Origin of the sequence: Sphaerisporangium flaviroseum (assembly GCF_039537005.1) — a bacterium.
GTDB classification, from domain to species: domain Bacteria; phylum Actinomycetota; class Actinomycetes; order Streptosporangiales; family Streptosporangiaceae; genus Sphaerisporangium; species Sphaerisporangium flaviroseum.
Genome location: NZ_BAAAZR010000020.1, coordinates 299820 through 318222 on the forward strand (window position 1 = coordinate 299820; position 18403 = coordinate 318222).

The 18403-nt window shown below is 71.9% G+C and carries 14 protein-coding genes; 10 read left to right on the forward strand and 4 right to left on the reverse strand.

Annotated elements, in window-relative coordinates; all coding sequences use genetic code 11:
- The first annotated feature begins 52 nt into the window (after positions 1-52).
- Positions 53-1240, forward strand: coding sequence for an acyl-CoA dehydrogenase family protein (locus tag ABD810_RS26825; RefSeq protein ID WP_344946162.1), 1188 nt, complete (start codon positions 53-55; stop codon positions 1238-1240).
- A 63-nt stretch (positions 1241-1303) separates the two neighbouring features.
- A complete protein-coding gene (locus tag ABD810_RS26830) occupies positions 1304-2506 on the forward strand; it encodes an acyl-CoA dehydrogenase family protein (RefSeq protein ID WP_344946165.1) in 1203 nt (400 codons plus the stop codon).
- Between the two features lie 660 nt (positions 2507-3166).
- Here the strand turns inward: ABD810_RS26830 and ABD810_RS26835 are convergent.
- Complete coding sequence (locus tag ABD810_RS26835; protein ID WP_344946167.1) at positions 3167-4273, reverse strand: glycosyltransferase family 4 protein; 1107 nt, start codon at positions 4271-4273, stop codon at positions 3167-3169.
- Between the two features lie 203 nt (positions 4274-4476).
- Between ABD810_RS26835 and ABD810_RS26840 the strand changes: the two genes are divergently transcribed.
- The 3 genes from ABD810_RS26840 to ABD810_RS26850 all read left to right on the forward strand — a co-directional run bounded on the left by ABD810_RS26840 (position 4477) and on the right by ABD810_RS26850 (position 10099).
- Positions 4477-5301: a PIG-L deacetylase family protein gene (locus ABD810_RS26840; protein ID WP_344946170.1), complete on the forward strand. Its 825-nt coding sequence runs from the start codon at positions 4477-4479 to the stop codon at positions 5299-5301.
- A gap of 154 nt (positions 5302-5455) precedes the next feature.
- Complete coding sequence (locus ABD810_RS26845) at positions 5456-6520, forward strand: lysylphosphatidylglycerol synthase transmembrane domain-containing protein (RefSeq protein ID WP_344946173.1); 1065 nt, start codon at positions 5456-5458, stop codon at positions 6518-6520.
- A gap of 207 nt (positions 6521-6727) precedes the next feature.
- The gene (locus ABD810_RS26850) at positions 6728-10099 is read left to right on the forward strand and encodes an ATP-binding protein (protein ID WP_344946175.1); all 3372 of its coding nucleotides are present in this window, start codon (positions 6728-6730) and stop codon (positions 10097-10099) included.
- A gap of 13 nt (positions 10100-10112) precedes the next feature.
- Here ABD810_RS26850 and ABD810_RS26855 read toward each other — a convergent pair whose 3' ends face one another.
- Positions 10113-10658, reverse strand: coding sequence for a hypothetical protein (locus ABD810_RS26855; RefSeq protein WP_344946178.1), 546 nt, complete (start codon positions 10656-10658; stop codon positions 10113-10115).
- Positions 10659-10858: 200 nt separating this feature from the next.
- Here ABD810_RS26855 and ABD810_RS26860 point away from each other — a divergent pair, with 200 nt between their 5' ends.
- From ABD810_RS26860 to atzF, 5 genes are all read left to right on the forward strand, one after another.
- Complete coding sequence (locus ABD810_RS26860; RefSeq protein WP_344946180.1) at positions 10859-11689, forward strand: D-alanyl-D-alanine carboxypeptidase family protein; 831 nt, start codon at positions 10859-10861, stop codon at positions 11687-11689.
- 79 nt (positions 11690-11768) lie between these two features.
- Positions 11769-12416, forward strand: coding sequence for a GntR family transcriptional regulator (locus ABD810_RS26865; RefSeq protein WP_344946183.1), 648 nt, complete (start codon positions 11769-11771; stop codon positions 12414-12416).
- A 114-nt stretch (positions 12417-12530) separates the two neighbouring features.
- On the forward strand, positions 12531-13211 hold the full coding sequence (locus ABD810_RS26870) for a cysteine hydrolase family protein (RefSeq protein WP_344946186.1): 681 nt from the start codon (positions 12531-12533) through the stop codon (positions 13209-13211).
- Positions 13212-13214: 3 nt separating this feature from the next.
- Complete coding sequence (locus ABD810_RS26875) at positions 13215-14807, forward strand: hypothetical protein (RefSeq protein WP_344946188.1); 1593 nt, start codon at positions 13215-13217, stop codon at positions 14805-14807.
- Positions 14808-14887: 80 nt separating this feature from the next.
- The gene (gene atzF, locus ABD810_RS26880; RefSeq protein ID WP_344946191.1) at positions 14888-16666 is read left to right on the forward strand and encodes an allophanate hydrolase; all 1779 of its coding nucleotides are present in this window, start codon (positions 14888-14890) and stop codon (positions 16664-16666) included.
- Here atzF and ABD810_RS26885 read toward each other — a convergent pair.
- Positions 16636-17526 (reverse strand): TrmH family RNA methyltransferase, encoded by an 891-nt coding sequence (locus tag ABD810_RS26885; protein ID WP_344946194.1) that lies wholly within the window; start codon positions 17524-17526, stop codon positions 16636-16638. The two genes, atzF and ABD810_RS26885, sit on opposite strands and share 31 nt — an antisense overlap.
- Positions 17519-18292, reverse strand: coding sequence for a DUF4184 family protein (locus ABD810_RS26890; protein WP_344946197.1), 774 nt, complete (start codon positions 18290-18292; stop codon positions 17519-17521). The genes ABD810_RS26885 and ABD810_RS26890 overlap by 8 nt, the downstream gene beginning before the upstream one ends.
- Between the last annotated feature and the right edge of the window lie 111 nt (positions 18293-18403).

An 18403-nucleotide genomic window follows, 5' to 3' on the forward strand; every position in this document is an offset into this window, starting at 1 on the left:
CCACGTGGCACGATACCTCCGCCGAGAGGGATGAGACCATGAACGTTGCACCATGAAGATCGCCTACACGCCAGAGCAGGAGAAGCTCCGCGCCGAGCTTCGCGACTACTTCGCCGAGATCATGACCCCTTCCCTCCGCGAGGAGATGTCCGGGGGCGAGTCGGCCTCGATGGGCAAGGACAGCGCCTACTGCCGGATCATCCGGCGGCTCGGGCAAGACGGATGGCTCGGCATCGGCTGGCCCAAGGAGTACGGCGGGCAGAGCCGCACGATGGTCGAGCAGCTCATCTTCGCCGACGAGGCCATGGCCGCGGGCGTCCCGATCCCGCTGCTCACCCTGGGCAGCGTCGGGCCGGCCCTGATGGAGTACGGCACCCCTGAGCAGAAGGACTTCTTCCTTCCCAGGATCCTCGCCGGGGAGATGCACTTCTCCATCGGCTACTCCGAGCCCGAGGCCGGCACCGACCTCGCGGCGCTGCGCACGAGCGCGGAGCGCGACGGCGACGAGTGGGTGATCAACGGGCAGAAGATGTGGACGAGCGTGATCGCCCCCGCCGACTACGTGTGGCTCGCCGTGCGCACCGATCCCGAGGCCCCGCGGCACAAGGGCCTGTCGGTGTTCCTCGTGCCGACCGACACCCCCGGCTTCAGCTGGTCGCCGGTGCCCACGATGGCCGGTCAGGTCACCAGCCAGACCTTCTACGACAACGTACGCGTCCCGCTCACCGCGCTGGTGGGCAAGCCCGGCGACGGCTGGAAGCTGATCACCGGCCAGCTCAACCACGAGCGGGTGGCGCTGTGCTCGGCGGCCGGGATCCAGGCCGTGCTGGCGGGCACGCGTGACTGGGCGGCGGCCACGCACCTCGCCGACGGGCGCCGCGTCATCGACCAGGAGTGGGTGCGGGCCAACCTCGGCCGGGTCCACGCCAAGGTGGAGTTCCTCAAGCTGGTCAACTGGAAGATCGCCTGGGGTCTCGACCACGGGGTCAAGGTGGGGCCGGCCGACGCGTCGGTGACCAAGATCTTCGGCACCGAGTTCGCGATCGAGGCGTACCGCCTGCTCATGGAGTGCTTCGGCGAGGACGCCCACCTGACCGACACTCCCGGCGCCGTGCTGCATGGGCGGATCGAGCGCATGTACCGCACGATCCTGATGCTCACCTTCGGCGGCGGCACCAACGAGATCCAGCGGGACATGATCGCGATGATCGGTCTCGGCATGCCCCGCCCACCACGCTGAGACACGCCGTGGCCATCGCGCCCTGTGCCGAGACAGACCCACCCGCTCCACGCTGAGGGAGACATGGACTTCGCCTATACGGACGACCAGCACGAGCTCATGCGGCTCGCGCGGCGCATCCTCACCGACCGGGTCACCCACGAGTCCCTCACCGAAGTGGAGAGCCGCGGGGCCGAACGCTTCGACCGCGCACTGTGGTCGACGCTGGCCGAGGCGGGGCTGCTCGGCATCGCGCTGCCCGCCGGCCTGGGCGGGGGCGGGTACGGCACGCTGGAGCAGTGCCTGGTGCTGGAGCAGGCCGGGCGCGTCCTCGCCCCGGTGCCGCTCCACGCGACGGCGGTGCTGGGCGCCTGGCCCATCGCCACCTTCGGCACCCCCGAGCAGCGCGAAACCTGGGTACGCCCCGCCGTACAAGGCGAGCGGGTGCTGACGGCCGCGCTCGCCGGGCCGGTCGGCGCGCCCGAGGTGAGCGCCCGGAGGACCGGGGACGGCTGGCGGCTCGGAGGCGTCAGGACGGGCGTCCCGGCCGCGACCGTGGCCGATCTCATCCTGGTGCCTGCCGGTGAGCGCCTCTTCCTGGTCCCGGCAGGGACGAAGGGCATGACGATCACGCCGCAGCGGACCACGGCGAGGGAGACCACCGGGCTGCTCCACCTCGACCTCACCCTGCCGTACGACGCGGTGCTGGGCGATCCCGGAGACGATCCCGCCGACCTGGTGAGCCGCTCGCGTGACATGGCGACGCTGGGCCTGTGCGCGCTGCAACTCGGCGTCACCTCCCGGGCGCTCGAAGCGGCGGCCGAGTACACCAGCAAGCGCCACCAGTTCAACCGCCCCATCGGCTCCTTCCAGGCCGTGGGTCACCGGCTCGCCGACTGCCACATAGATGTGGAGGCCATCCGGCTGACGATGTGGCAGGCGGCCTGGCTGCTGTCGGAGGAGGCGAGGGCGGAGGCGGAGGCCCAGGGAAGGGTGGAGGGACAGAAGCGGCAGGCGGCGGAGGCGGTCGCCACCGCGAAGTTCTGGGCCGCGGACGGGGGTCACCGGGTGGCCCACGCGATCGTGCACGTGCACGGAGGCATGGGCATCGCCGAGGAGTACTTCGTGCACCGCTACTTCCTGCACGCCAAGCAGATCGAGTTCGGTCTGGGCGGCGCGACCGAACAGGCACTACGCCTCGGGGCCATGCTGGCCTCCGGAAGCGCCGACGCAACACCGGCCACGACAGCAACAACCGGGATTTCTTCGGCCGCTACGGAGGTGTGAGCTTGCAACAAATCCTGTCTTTATCGGAAACATTGCGTTTTTAGCCTTCGGATATGTCCACCCCCTCACACGTCACGGACGCCGTGCTCACAGGCTGCGACCCCCGCCTTACCTGGGGGCGGCTAGGGGTTCCACGGCAAACCAAGATCAGAGAAACTGAGGTCGAAAGCGTCTGCGACAGTCCAAGAAAGGGTAAAGAAGAGATGAGGCCGGGTCCATGCGCCTCCGGCCGTCGAAATACCCAGTGAGGAATAGGACCTGTCCGCCGACTAGTGACGTAGGGAAGTGTGAGCCCGTACCGAAGGAGTGGAACATGAAGCGGATTCTCATCACGCCACGGCCCAAACCCGTACGCCGTCCCAACCCTCTTGATCTTCGCAGTCCCTCAGGGCGAGTGCTCCCCTTCTAGCCCTTTCCTTCGTTGGGGACCGGCCACAGAGATCATCGTTGGAGACGGCTACCGCCGGATCCTCCACGAGGCCGGCCACTTCCCGGATCTTCTTTCCAGACGGCCGCTCCCGGCCTTCCGGCTGACGGCCGCTCCCGGGCCCGTCACTCCGGTCCAGAACCCCCAGGGCCACCACGCGCGCCCCTCGGCAGGTGCGAGGATTCCCCCGAACCGCCCCGGGCATCCGTGCAGGTAGGTGAGGCGCGCCCCGATCAGACCCTGGCCGCCGCCAGCTCGTAACACCGCTCGAACCCTTCGAGCACCGCCGGCCAGGCACAGCGGGTCAGCTCGGTCTCGCGGTTGTGCGAGGCGATGAGCTCTCGCAGCTCACGATCGCGGGCCAGCCGGGCGACCGCCTGGACAAGCTCGTCGAAGGTGCGCCCGAGCAACCCCTCCTTCCCCGGCCGTACGAAGTCGGCGACACCGCTCTGCGCCCTGGCCACCACGGGAACCCCCGCGGCCCGGGCTTCCAGCGCGGCGATGCCGAACGACTCGCGGGGCGCGGGGGCCACGAACACGTCGGCCGAGGCCAGCAGCTCGCGGATCTGGTCGCGGGAGTAGCGGCCCGGCAGCGACACCCAGCCCTCCATGCCGTGGGCGCGCAGGAACCGCTCCATCGAACCCCGCGCGGGCCCGTCGCCGACCAGGGTGGCCCGCATCGCGATGTCCTTGGGCACCCGGCGCCGCGCCTCCATCAGGAGCTTGAGTAACCGTACGGGCTGCTTGCGCGGGGCGAGACGCCCCACCGCCACGATGTGCACCTCGCCGGGACCGCCCGGCCGTACCAGGTCACCGGCGGGACGCCAGGCGGAGACGTCCAGACCGTTGGACACCACGTCGACCGGGACACCCTTGCCCGCGACCGCGCGGATCGGCCGGGAAGCGGCGTGGCTGACCGCCGTGACCACTATGCCCCACCGGCTCCAGCCGAACAGCGCGTCGAGCCCCCGATAGAGCGCACGCGTCACCGGATCCCACATGCTGTGCACGGTCACCACCACCGGAAGGCCCGCGCGGACGGCCGCGCGCACCCCCATCCAGGCGAACGGCGACACCGCGCCCGTGTGGACGTGGACGATGTCGGGGCGCCGCGAGGTCATCAGGCGGAGCAGGTGACCGCCGCCCCGGGGGTGGACCGGGAGGTCGAAGGGCATCCGGGCGACGATGCGGTGGACTCCGGCCACGCGCCCGCCGGGGGTCGCGGTGGCCACCTCGACCTCGTGACCGGCGTCGCCCTGCGCTCGCACCAGATCGGCCACCTGCACCTCGATGCCCCCGAGCCGGGGCAGGTAACAGTCACTGACGTGAAGGATCCGCACCCCGCCAGACTGGCAGAGCCCGGGACCCGCTTCAAACGGGGGCATCACCGCCGGCGCACGCTCCCCGCCTCACGCACGCGCCGCCCACGCACAGTGTCGCAGCGTTCACAAGGGGCGTTCTTGAAGCGTTGAGTAGGGGTTCTGGAACCCCTGTCGGGGAGGCGCCGGGCACTCGGGGAGCGGCTCCGTGGAATCATGGCCGCGTGGCACGTACCGCGGTCTTCTTCCACGCCCACCCCGACGACGAGGCTCTGCTGACGGCCGGGACCATGGCGATGCTGGCGGCCCAGGGCCATCGGGTCGTCCTCGTCGTGGCGACCGCCGGAGAGCGCGGCCTGGCCGACCTGCCCCACGGCGACGAGCTCGCCGAGGCGCGCACCGCCGAGTTGTACGAGTCGGCCGCCGCGCTGGGCGTGGCCCGGGTGGTGCTGCTCGGCTACGGCGACTCTGGGCTCGGTGAGAGCAGCGGCGCCGGCGACGACCGCCCGGACAACGCCTTCATCGACGCCGACATCGAGGAGGCCGCCCAGCGGCTGGCGGCGGTGCTCAAGGAGGAGAGCGCCGACCTGCTGACCATCTACGACCCGGCCGGCGGGTACGGCCATCCGGACCACGTGCAGGTCTACCGGGTAGGGCAGCGCGCCGCCGGCATCGCGGGCACGCCGGCCCTGCTGGAGGCCACCGTCAACCGCGACCCCCTGCTCAAGGGCCTGCGCCTGGTCCAGCGGTTCTACCGGTTTCCTCCCGAGTTCGACGTGCGCTCCTTCGAACGGGCCTACTCGCCAGGCGAGGTCATCACCCACCGCGTCAACGTTCGCAAGTACGCCAAGGTCAAGCGCGCCAGCATGGCCGCCCACGCGTCCCAGGCGACCGGCGGCGAGGGGGACCGCACGCTCGCGGTCATGCTCAGGATCCCCGGCCCGCTCTACCGCCTGATCTTCGGCACCGAGTGGTACGTCCGCCGTGACCTGCCCGCCGGCACCCGCATGACGCATCCCTTCGACGGCCTTCCGGAGGAGACCGGGTAGGGCGCGATCTCGTTCTGGAGGATGAGATCCGGCCCGCGGCGTCCCGGCAGACTGGGACCCGGCCGGGGACGGCGGGCGCCCGCGGGCCGTCCGCCCTGTGCCGGCCGCTGCCACCGGGCCCGGGGGCGTACGAACGACAGAGAGGGGCACCCCGATGAGGAACAAGTGGATCCAGGCGGGCCTGTCCGTGGCCTCCCTGGCTCTGGCTGTCCTGCTCGTGGTGTTCCTGCCGCAGATCGTGCACGGCCTCACCGGGGCGAACGTCAGCTGGAACGAGATCGGCGCGGTGTTCCGCTCGCTGAGCTGGCAGATGATCCTGCTGATGGGCGTGCTGTGGTTCGCCAGCCTGTGGGCCTACACCTACGTGATGACCTCCGCCCTGCCGGGGCTCACCCACCTCCAGGCGCTGACGCTGAACGGCGCGGGGAGCGCGGTCAGCAACCTGCTGCCCTTCGGTGGCGCGGCCGGTGTGGCCCTGACCTTCGGGATGACCAAGGGCTGGGGGTTCGCCACCCGTCCCGTCGTGGTCTACACCCTGGTCACCGGCATCTGGAACACGTTGTTCCGCTTCATCCTGCCCGCGGTCGGCATCATCGCCCTGCTGGTCGCCGGGCGGATCCCCGACTCCCGGCTCACCAGCGCCGCCTGGGGCGGGGCGATCTCCATCCTGGTCCTGGTCGCCGTGGTCACCGCCGCGCTGTACTGGCAGCGGGCCGCCGACCTGCTCGGCCGTGGCCTCGACAGGTTGCTGGGCCTGCTGCCCCGGAAGGTCCGCCCGCCCGCGCACTACGCGTCGGACGCCATCCACCGGCTGCGTGCCGACACCGCCGACGTCGTGCGCAGGCGGTGGCCGGGGCTGTCGCTCGGCATGGCCGCCTTCCTGGCCCTGCAGTGCCTGATCATGGCGTGTTGCATGGCCGCCACCGGCGCCTATCCCGGCCCCGCGGAGACCGTGGCCGTGTTCGCGGTCAGCCGCGTGCTCACCAGCGCGGTGATCACACCGAGCGGGGCAGGGATCATGGAAGGGGGCACGGCCGCGCTGCTGATCGCCTTCGGCCAGCCTCCCGGCCCCGCGACCGCCGCCGCCATCCTGTTCGGCTTCTGGACCTACACGATCGAGATCCCGTGGGGCGCTCTCGCCCTCGGCGCGTGGTCGCTGCTGCGGCGCCGCGACGCCGCCGACGACCACCGGTCCCCGGAGCCCGCCTCACAGGCCTGAGCGCTCTGAGCAGCGCGTCCTCCCCTTCGCGCGTCCGGGCACAGCCATCCGCCTTCCATCGCGAACGCGCGGACGCGTGTACCTGTAATCTCTTGGCACCGGCGGTCGTGTCGATTTCCCCGACGCGGGCGGGCATGTGAGAAGGAGGGCAGGCCTTGGCGAACACCTTGTGCGTGCTCGACGGCCCCGCATAACGTGGCGGCTGACATGGTGACGTTCCGCGTTCTTGGGCCGGTCGAGGCGTTCGACGACGACGACGGCGAGGTCGACCTCGGCGGGTTACGGCAACGGGCCGTGCTCGCGCGGTTACTGGTCGCGCGCGGCCAGGTCGTGCCCGTCGACACGCTGCTGTTCGACCTGTGGACCGATGAGGGCGCCAAGGGCGCCCAGTCCGGCCTTCAGGTCTACATCTCGCGGCTCCGCCGTGTGCTCGAGCCGGGCCGGCCGCGTGGCGGCCCGAACCGGCTGCTCGTCACCGTGGCCTCCGGCTACGCCCTGCGCACCACGCCCGACCAGGTCGACGCGCTGCGCTTCGAGGCCATGGTCAGGTCGGCGGGCAAGTACCTCGAGAACGACGACCTGGAGCCGGCGCGCGCGGGCCTTGAGACCTCCCTCGGACTGTGGCGGGGCACCCCCTACTCCGACTTCGCCGAGCAGCAGTGGGCCGAGGCCGAGGTGAGCCGGCTCACCGAGCTGCGCCTGGTGGCCAGGGAGCGGCACGCCGACGCGGGCCTGCGCCTCGGGCTGCACGCCGAGACCGTGCCCGACCTGGAGGCCCTCACCGGTGAGCATCCGCTGAGGGAAGAGGGCTGGCGGCTGCTGGCCCTCGGCCTCTACCGCTGCGGCAGGCAGGGCGACGCCCTGGCGGCGCTGCGCCGGGCCCGCACCACCCTGGCCGACGAGCTCGGCATCGACCCCGGCCCCGCGCTGCGCAAGATGGAGTCGGACATCCTCTCGCAGGACCCGGCGCTGGAGCTCACCGTCCCCCAGCGCCCTCGCCCCACCGAGATCGGCGGTAGCTGGCCGCCGCGTTTCGAGAACCAGACCGCCGATCTGCCCCCGCTCTCGCCTGAGCCGTTCGTCGGCCGGGACGCCGAGCTGGCCCGGCTGACGGGCGCCGCGCCGCACGCCCTGGCCGGACGCTTCACCGCCGCCGTGGTCGGCGGCGACCCCGGCGCGGGCAAGACCACGCTGGTGCGGCGGCTGTGCCTGGAGCTCACCCGGCAGGGCTGGATCGCCGCTTCGGGAGGCTGCCCCGACAGCAGCGCCACCCCGCCCGGCTGGGCGTGGGTCGAGGTGCTGCGCACGCTGGTCTCCGTCCGCGGCACCGGCGAGTACGGCCCCCTGCTCGCGCCGTTGCTCGACGACGCCGCCCCCACCGACGAGGACGACCAGGCGTCGGGCGGCTTCCGGCTGCACCGCGCCGTCGGCGGCTACATCAACGGCATCGCCCGCGAGGCGCCCGTGCTGCTCACCCTCGAGGACCTTCACTGGGCCGACGACCAGACCCTCGCGCTGCTGCGCGCCCTGCCCAGCCTGCTGGCGACCAGCCGCGTGCTCCTCGTCGTGACCTGCCGTGACGGTGAGCTCAACGACCACCAGTCCGACGTGCTGGCCGCGCTCGCCCGGCTCGGACCGGTCCGGGTGGGTCTGGAAGGGCTCGACCAGGAGGCGGTGGCGGAGCTCGTAAGGGCGACCTGCGTCCGCGAGATCGACGAGGACGCCGTCAGCACGATCGTCGAGCGCACCGGCGGCAACCCGTTCTTCGTCCGCGAGACGATCCGGCTGCTCGACTCCGAGGCCACCGGCGAGAGGGCCACCGCCGCCGAGGTCATCTCCGAGGTGCCGTCGGGCGTGCGCGACGTGCTGCGCCGCCGGATCACCCGGCTTCCCGTGACGGCCCAGCAGATCCTGCTCCAGGCGGCGGTGATCGGCCGTGATGTCGACATCGACGTGCTGGTCGACGTCTCCGGTGACGAGGACGCCGTCGTCGACGCCGTCGAGGCCGCGCTGCTGGCCGGCCTGGTCACCGAGCCCGGCCCGGGAATGCTCCGTTTCGACCACGACCTGGTCCGCGACACGCTGTACTCCGATGCCTCGCGGTTGCGCAGGTCGCGCCTGCACGCCGCCGTCGCGTCGGTCATCGAGAGCCTTTCGCCGTCCGACGTCGCGGCGCTCGCCCATCACTACGACTCCGCCGGCACGGTGGAGACCGCGGCCAAGGCCGTGCACTACGCGGGCCTGGCCGCCGAGCAGGCCGAACGGCGCTTCGCCCACCGCGAGGCGGCCATGCTCTGGGAACGGGCCATCGCCGCCTTCGACCGCGCCCATCCCACGGGAGGGCCGCCCAAGGAGCGGCTGCTGCTGCAGCTCCGGCTGATCAAGGCGCTCGCGCTGTGCGGGGACATGACCGCCGCCCGTGCCCGCCGTCGCGAGGCGATGGACGCCGCGCTGCCGCTGGGCGATCTGGAGATGACCGCGCGCATCGCCGCGTCGGTGGCCGTGCCGTACAAGGGCATCGCCCGTGACTTCACCCGCACGGCGTGGGAGATCGTCGACGTCACCGAGCGGGCGCTGATCGAGCTGCCGCCGGGCGAGCAGTCGCTGCGCGCCAGCCTGCTGGCGACCCTGGCCCTGGAGCTGGAGGGCTCGGCCACCGGCCGTGGGTACGAGGCGTCCCTGGAGGCCGAGGAGCTGGCGCGGCAGAGCGGCGACCCGGCCCTGCTGGCCGTCGCGCTCAGCGGGCGGCTGCGCCAGTCGTACGTGATCACGGTGGTCGACGAGCGTGAGGCCATCGGCCGCGAGTTGCTGGAGGTCGGAGCGGCCTCCGGGCAGATCGCCGTGCAGGCGCTGGCCCATCTGGTGCTGATGGAGTGCGCGGCGGCACGCGGCGACTTCGCCGAGGCCGACGCGCAGATCAACGCGGCCGAGCGGCTCTCCAGGAAGTACGACCTGCCGGCGCCGTCGGCGGTGGGGGCCTGGTACGCCGGCATGCGCATGATGATCACCGGCGACTACGTGCGGGCCGAGCGCGCGTACCGGAACGCCGCCCGGCTGACCGCGCGGGCGGGCATGCTGGAGGGGCGCCAGGACCTGCCGCTGATCACCACGTTCTGCCTGCGGCTGGTCGACGACAAGGCCGCCGACATGGTGGAGTCGCTGGAGGAGGCGCACCGGCGCGGCGCCAAGTGGACCCTCGACGCCTACGCCGTCGCCCTCGCCTCCGCGGGCCACATCAAGGACGCCAAGGCCATCGCCGCCACCCGGACCCCCGTCCGTCCCGACTTCCTCTACGAGCTGGCCATGACCTGGCGGGCGCTGGCCGGGATGCTCCTCGGCGACCGCGACCGCATGCAGGACGCCTACTCCACGCTCGGGCCGTTCTCCGACCGCATCGCGGGCGCGGGCACAGGCGTGGTGGCGCTGTGGCCGGTGGCGCAGACGCTGGGCGACCTCGCCATGCACCTCGGGCAGCCCGACGAGGCGCGGAGGCATTACGAGAAGGCGCTGGCAGTGGCCGAGCGGGTGGGCGTCCCCCGGTGGGTCGCGGCGGCGCGTCAGGCCCTCGACAACGGCTGACCTGAGCGGCGGGTCAGCAGGAGAGCTGGAACTTCTCGCCGACGGTGACCCCCTTGCCGGACACCGTGAGCTCCACGCGGTACCAGCCGGGGTTGTCCATGATGCGGGGGTGCCATTCCACGGTGCGCTGCGCGCCCATGAAGCCGGCAGTCCCGGAGAACAGGTACGTCTTCCAGGCGTGCGAGGAGGGGCTCCAGCGGCGCAGGCGCCATTCGTACAGGACCGGGTCGCCGGAGGGCCCCGGGTCGATCACGCTCTCCGCGTGGTAGGTGCGCTCGCAGGATGCCCCGATGTCGGCGGCTCCCACGGTCACCATGCCCGCCTCGGGGATCTGCCTGGCCTTGATCGGCACTGACTGGGCGGACAGGACCACGGTCCTGACGGGTGTGCCGGTGGTGCTCGTGCCGGCCTCCTGGCCGGTGGGGCCGGGGGTCGCCACCCCGAAGTAGGCGCCGGCGACGGCCAGCGTGGCGATCAGCAGCTTGAGCGCGGCGGCCGTGCCACTTGCCATGATCGGTACCAGGCCGCCTACCGGCTTCAGGCTGCTGCGCGTTCCCATGACCCACCCCTTTCGCACACCCTTAGATGTACGCGGGGATGGTTGCTCCCTACTTGCCGTCCGCTTGCAGTCGACAGCGTGTAGCGATCAGGCGGAAGACGTGGGGCACAGGCGGCCGGACCTGCCATGTTCCCGGGAATCCGGCGCAGCGATCGCGTCAATCTCCATGCCGACATGGAGGGACATGGGATCATAACCGGATGCGTATGGTGACTGCTTCTCTCCTGCTGGCGTTCCTGGCCACCTTCGGCCTGGTCGACCCGGCTTCCGCACGGACCGCTCCGCAGGTCACGGCGAAGGAGGTCTACCTGATCGACGCCACAGCGGGAACGGTCCAGTTCGCCAGGCGGGAGACACGGCGCGTGCCCGTGGCCAGCCTCACCAAGATCATGACGGCGTACGTCGTTCGCCGCTCCGCGTCCCTGGAGGACGTGGTCACCGTCTCCGCGACCGACGTACGGCACGCCGCGAAGAACGGCGCGACCCACGCGGGACTGCGCGCCGGGGAGCGGCTCACCGTGCGGGACCTGCTGCACGCCGTGCTGCTGCCCTCGGGAGCCGACGCCTCGAACGCCCTCGCCCGGCGATACGGGCCGGGCGTGAAGCGGTTCGTGGCGAAGATGAACCGCGCCGCCCAGAGCCTCGGCCTGCGGGACACGGTGTACACCAACCCTGACGGCCTCCCCCAGACCGGCGGCGACCGCTCCACCGCGAAGGACCAGGTCATCCTCGCCCAGACCGTCCTCAAGGATCCGGTCATCGCCACCATCGTCCGCACCGAGAGGCACGCGGTGGCCAGGTCGGCCGTGCACCGCGCGCATGTCTGGCACAACACCAACCGGCTGCTGCCCACCGAGGCCATGGGCCTGAAGACGGGGTACACCCGGCCGGCAGGCTACTGCCTGATGTTCGCCTCCGTCGTCGGCGGGCACACCATGATCGGCGTGCTTCTCGGTGACTCCGGCGACGCCGCCCGCTACCGCTCGGCCCGCAGGCTCCTCGACGCCGCCGCGGTCGCCATCGCCGCCTAGCGCCCGACCGCCGTCCTCGCGCACGGGAACCGCTCGAACGTCTGACAGAGTTTGTCCAACGGCGACAGGGGGTGGACGGGTGGAACCGGACGGGGTGCTGGAACCTCCCAGCCTGGTGGAGCTCTCGATGCGGCGGATCCGCCACGAGATCCTCAGCGGCGCTCTGGCACCGGGTGAGCGGCTGATCGAGGAACAGCTCACCCAGCGGTTCGGCACCAGCAGAGCGCCCCTGCGCGAGGCACTGCGGTCGCTCGGGCAGCAGGGCCTGGTGGAGCACCTGCCGCGCCGGGGCGTCCGTGTCACCGAGCTGTCCCGAGAGGACGTGGACGAGCTCTTCGGCCTGCGTGACGTCCTTGAGCGCTACGCGGTCCAGACCGCGCTCCCGCCTTCCGGCGCGCATGACCTGTCAGGGCTGGCCAACGCGCTGGAGGGCATGGCCGCGGCGGTGCAGGCCGGCGACCCGCTCAGCGAGAACGAGGCGCACCGGCGGTTCCACGTCGCGCTGGTCGGGCTGGCGGGCCACCGCCAGTTGCTGCTGGCGTACGAGCCGGTCATCTACAAGCTGCAGCTCTACATGGCGGCCAACCTGCGCAGGGAGGCCGAGCAGCGCGCCCCCTCCGAAGGGGTGGCGCGGCACCGGCGCCTTTTCGACGCGATCGCGTCGGGCGATCCGGCCATCGCCCTCGGCGCCCTCTCGCGCCACGGAGCGCGCACCTACATCGGGTGATCGCTCTCCGGAAGGAGGTGATCACCGAGCTAACAGAAGCGTAACCGGACGGTTCGGTCCCCGACACAATCCTGTCGACAATCGACAAAAGGAGGATTCGAGAACGGAGTACACGTGTCCGATCCGCTGCTCGTCGAGGCCGACCCGTACCCCTTCGCGTTCGACCCGGACCACACCGCACTGCTGCTCATCGACATGCAACGGGACTTCGTCGAGCCCGGGGGGTTCGGGGAGACCCTCGGCAACGACGTGAGCCTGCTCCGGCAGGTGATCCCGCCCCTCCGGGACGTGCTGGACGCCACCCGCAGGGCCGGGCTGACCGTCATCCACACCCGCGAGGGTCACCTGCCCGACCTTTCCGACTGCCCGCCCGCCAAGCTGAACCGCGGCGCGCCCTCGCTTCGCATCGGGGACCCCGGCCCCAAGGGACGGATCCTCGTCCGTGGCGAGTACGGCCACGACATCATCGACGAACTGGCCCCCGCCGAGGGGGAACTCGTCATCGACAAACCAGGCAAGGGCGCCTTCTACGCGACAGGCCTGGACCAGGCGCTGCGGGACGGCGACGTCCGCAGCCTGGTCGTCACCGGCGTCACGACCGAGGTGTGCGTGCACACCACCGTGCGCGAGGCGAACGACCGGGGATACGAGTGCCTGGTGCTGTCCGACTGCGTGGGCTCGTACTTCGCCGGGTTCCAGCGGTACGGGCTCGAAATGATCGCCGCCCAGGGCGGCATCTTCGGCTGGGTCGCCCCGTCGGGCGGCTACCTCAAGGCACTAGAAGCACGGAGCTGACCGATGACCACGACAACCGGCCCGGCCAACGTCAAACCGCCCTGGTGGGTGAGCGGGGACACCAACGCCTTCTTCGGACTCGGCTTCAACGTGATGGTGAACGTGCTGGTGCTCAGCGGCCTGTGCCTCGGGGTCGTCCACCTGCCCGGCTCCGACGTCTTCGGCGTCATCCTCCCGGCGATGGGCATCCAGCTCCTGATCGGCAACGTCTACTACACCTACCTCGCCCGCCGCCTGGCCCGCCGCGAGGGCCGCTCCGACGTGTGCGCGATGCCGTACGGGCCCAGCGTGCCGCACATGTTCATCGTCGTGTTCGTGATCATGCTGCCCACCTACCTGGCCACCAAGAACCCCCTGCAAGCGTGGGCCGCCGGGCTCGCCTGGTGCTTCATCATCGGCGTCATCGTGTTGATCGGCGCCTTCGTCGGGCCGTACATCCGCCGCTTCACGCCCCGGGCCGCCATGCTGGGCACGCTGGCGGGCATCTCCATCGCCTTCATCTCGATGCGGCCCGCGGCGCAGATGTGGGAGGCGGCCTGGATCGCGCTGCCGGTGCTGGTGATCATCCTCGTCGGCTTCTTCACCGACCTGAAGCTGCCCGGCAACATCCCGGTCGGCCTGGCCGCGCTCCTCGCCGGCACGGCGATCGCCTGGATCGGCGGCTACATGGACCCGGCGGACGTCGGCGCCGCCGCCGGGAACATCGCGGTGAGCCTGCCGACGCTGAACCTCGACCTGCTCCTCGACGGGCTCAGGGAGGTCTCGCCGCTGCTGGCCACCGCGATCCCCCTGGGGATCTACAACTTCACCGAGGGCATGAGCAACGTGGAGAGCGCCGCCGCCGCGGGCGACTCGTACAACCTTCGGTCGGTGCTGCTGGCCGACGGCGCGGGCGCGGTGGTCGGCTCGATGCTGGGCTCCCCCTTCCCGCCGGCCGTCTACATCGGCCATCCGGGCTGGAAGTCCGCGGGCGGCCGGAGCAGCTACTCGATGGCCAGCGGCGTCGTCATCGCCATCTTCTGCTTCCTCGGCATGTTCGCGCTGCTCGGCGCGCTCCTGCCCGCGCCCGCCATCGTGCCGATCCTGCTTTACATCGGGCTGCTCATCGGCGCCCAGGCGTTCCAGGCCGTGCCGAAGGCCCACGCGGTCGCCGTGGTGATGGCCATCATCCCCAACATCGCCGCCTGGGCCCAGGGCTACATGGACAACGTGCTGGCCGCGGCGGGCACCAGCGCCCAGAAGGTCGGGTACGACACCATCGCCCAGAACGGGACGGTGTACGAGGGCACGGCGCTGCTCGGCGGAGGGGCGGTGCTGGCCGGGCTGGTGCTGGGCTCGATCACGGCCTTCATCATCGACCGGTCGTTCTTGTGGGCCGCCGCCTACGCCTTCATCGGCGCGGCGCTGGCGTTCATCGGCCTGATCCACGGCGTGAAGGTCGAGTGGAACGCGAGCGCCCAGGTGTCGCTGGGCTACCTGTTCGCCGGGCTCGTCCTCCTCGCCTTCACCTTCATCAAGCCCGCCGTAGCCGAGGCGGCGGACGGCGGGGAGCCCGGCGCCAAGCCGGTGACCGCGGAGGTCCCCGCCGCGTCGTGAGCCGGGACCACGGATCCATTCCTTCGGGCAAGCCGGCATCGGCGTGAGTCACGGGCCTGTGACCCGTGTGGGGAAGGCAGATGGACACTCCTTTTGACCTGGACACCCTCGCCCGTCGCTACCGCGCGGGATCGGCGAGCCCGCCGGGGGTCGCCGAGGAGGTGCTGGACCGGATCGCGGCACGGGGTGACGACCACGTGTGGATCACCCTTCGGCCGGCCGCCGACCTGCTCGGCGACGCGGCGGGGCTCGCCGGCCGCTGGCCGGACCCGCACTCCCGTCCAGCGCTCTACGGTGTCCCCTTCGCGGTCAAGGACAACATCGACGTGGCAGGGCTGCCCACCACGGCGGCCTGCCCGGGGTACGCGTACGTCCCCGACCGGAGCGCGCCGCTGGTGGACCGGCTGCTCGCGGCGGGCGCCCTGCTCGTCGGCAAGACCAATCTGGACCAGTTCGCGACCGGGCTCTCCGGCACCCGCAGCCCCTACGGCGCCTGTGAGTCCCCGCTCGTTCCCGGGCTCATCTCGGGCGGCTCCAGTTCGGGGTCGGCGGTGGCGGTGGCCGCGGGGCTGGTCGCCTTCGCGATCGGGACGGACACGGCGGGCTCCGGCCGGGTGCCCGCCGCGCTCACCGGCACCGTCGGGATCAAGCCGAGCCGGGGGCTGGTCAGCACGCTCGGGCTCGTGCCCGCGTGCGCCTCGCTCGACTGCCCCAGCGTCTTCGCCTGGTCGGTCGCCGACGGGCTGGCCGTACTGTCGGTCATGGCGGGGCCGGAGCGCTCCGATCCCTGGTCCCGCTCCCTCCCCGTGCCCTCGCCGGTGCCGCCGGCCGTGGCGTCCCTCCGGATCGGCGTGCCGCGCCATCGCGAGTTCTTCGGTGACGACGCCGCCGCGGCGGCGTTCGAGGAGGCGGCCGGGCGGCTCGCGGATCTCGGGCACCAGATGGTCCCGGTCGACCTCGAACCGTTCCTCGCGGCGGGACGGCTGCTGTACGACGGGCCGTGGATCGCCGAGCGGCTGGCGTCGATCGGCGGCTTCGCGGACCGGAACCCCGGCCTGGTGCATCCGGTCACGCGCAAGATCCTCGCCAACGGCACCGGCCTGAGCGCGGTGGACGCCTTCCAGGGCCTGTACCGGCTGCGGGCGCTACGTGCCGAGACCAGGCAGGCCTGGGCGTCGATGGACGCGCTGGCGGTTCCGACCGTGCCGACGACCTTCACCATCGCGGAGCTGCTGGAGAGCCCGATCGACCGCAACGCCGTACTCGGCCACTACACCACCTTCGCCAACCTGCTCGACCTGGCCGCGGTGGCCGTACCCGGCGGCATGACGGCGACCGGCCGTCCGCACGGCGTCACCCTGCTCGGCCCCGCGGGCTCCGACGGCCTGCTCGCCGGGCTGGGCGCCGCCCTGCACGCGCGAACCGGGGGGCACGCGGCGCCGCCCGGGGGCGCCTCCGAGGCGGGGCCGGTGCTCGCCGTCGTGGGCGCGCACCGCTCCGGCCAGCCGCTGCACGGACAGCTCACCTCGCTGGGGGCCACCGGGCTCGGCACGGCCCTGACCGCCCCGATCTACCGCCTCTACGCGCTGGACGGCGGCGAACCGCCACGCCCGGGTCTGGTCCGCTCGAACGGCGGCGGGGTGTCCGTCGAGGTGGAGCTGTACGGCCTCGGCCCTTCGGCGCTCGGCACCCTGCTCACCCAGGTCACGCCACCGCTCAGCCTCGGCACGGTGCGGCTCGCCGACGGGCGCACCGTGCATGGCTTCCTCTGCGAGTCGTACGCGACCGAGGGGGCCGCCGACATCAGCCATCACGGAAGCTGGCCGAACTACCTTCTCTCACCCGGCCGTGGCGGGTGAGAGCGCACCAGGCCGTGACAGGCGATCGCGGCGGCGGCGACCACGTTGAGCGAGTCGACGCCCAGCCCCATCGCGGCCGGGCTCATCGGGATGCACACCGGCTCATCGGCCTCCCGCAGCCACCGCGAGGACAACCCGTCCCCCTCGGAACCCAGCAGCAGGGCCACCCGGCCTCGCATGTCGGCCTCGTCCATGGGCGTGGCCGCCTGGTCAGGAGTCAGCGCGAGCGTCCGGTAGCCCGCGCCGCGGATCTCGGCCAGGCCTTCGTACCAGCCGTCCATCCGCGCGTACGGCACGGCGAAGACCGCGCCCATCGACACCTTCACCGACCGCCGGTACAGCGGGTCGGCGCAGCGCGGTGACAGGATCACCGCGTCGACCCCCAACGCCGCCGCACACCGGAAGATCGCTCCCACGTTCCCGTGGTCCACCAGGTCTTCCAGCACCAGGACACGGTGGGGCGGTGAGGGGTGGCCGCCGAACCGGGTGCCGGCGCCCGGGAGATCCTGGAACTCGCCCGCGAGCAGGCTCTTCACGTCCGGGAGCGCCAGACGGGCCATGGACGCGAGCGCGCCGCGATGCACGGCGAACCCGGCGATGCCCTCCATCACCTCGTCGGAGGCCAGGTAGACGCGGGCGCCGCCGAGCACGTCCTCCAGGCCGGGGAGCCACCTGCGCGTGGTCAGCACCGACCTGATCGGGTATCCGGCGGCGACGGCCCGCTTGATGACCTTCTCGCCCTCGGCCATGAACAGACCGCGCTCGGCCTCCATGCTCTTGCGCAACTCGACGTCGCGCAGCCGCACATAGTCGGCCAGCCGGGGGTCGGCGGTGTCCTCCACCGGGATGAGCTCAAGCACGAGACAAGCGTATGACCCGTGCGAGCTGCCAGAGCAGCACGTAGACGGTCAGCACCGCGCAGAACCCCACCACCAGGCCGACACCCGTCTTGGTGAGCACACCGGCCCAGCCGAAGACGGGGTTGGGCGGGTCGACGAAGGTCCAGACCCCGGCCGAGCAGCAGGCCCCGGCGAACACGCAGCCCAGCACCCCCCACCGTGCCGCGGCCGGAAGCGTCGGCCGGTGCGGCACGAAGGCCTCGCCCGAGGGCCGCGACGCCCGGGCCAGCCACCACCCGGTCACCGCCGCCCCCAGCACCGACGAGACGTACTGGACCAGCCGGTAACCGGTCACCCAGCCGAGCACGGGGGCGGTCAGCCAGCCCCACCCCCAGAACGCGGCGCCCCAGTCGTGCGTGAAGGAGTCCCACACCACGTGGGTGGCCGCGCCGGTCGCGGCGCCGAGCGCGATGGCGGGGAACCTGCGCCAGGCAGGTCCGGGAAGGGCGGCGACCCGGGCCGCGAGGCGCGCGGGCAGCAGGGCGGTCAGCGGGTCGCGGAACACGAACTGGAAGAGCGCGAGCAGCACGAACACCGCCACCACGTCGTCGGTGACCACGCCCACCGGCGAGTGCCACCGGGTGTAGGCGTCGAGGTACGGCAGGAACATCGGCAGGTCGGGAACCATCGTCCCGAAGCCGAGCGCCCACGGGTCCAGCACCTTCCGCGCCCTGGCCGAGGTGATCAGCGGGATCACCGCGGCGACATGGCTGGGGGTGAACGGCACGGGGTCTCCTAGCTCGGGGGCCCGCACGCCCGTCCACGGCTTTACGCGGACGGGGACGTGACACTCTCCGCAACGGGTAGGCTACTCACCGCTGTCAGGGCCAGGTTCGAA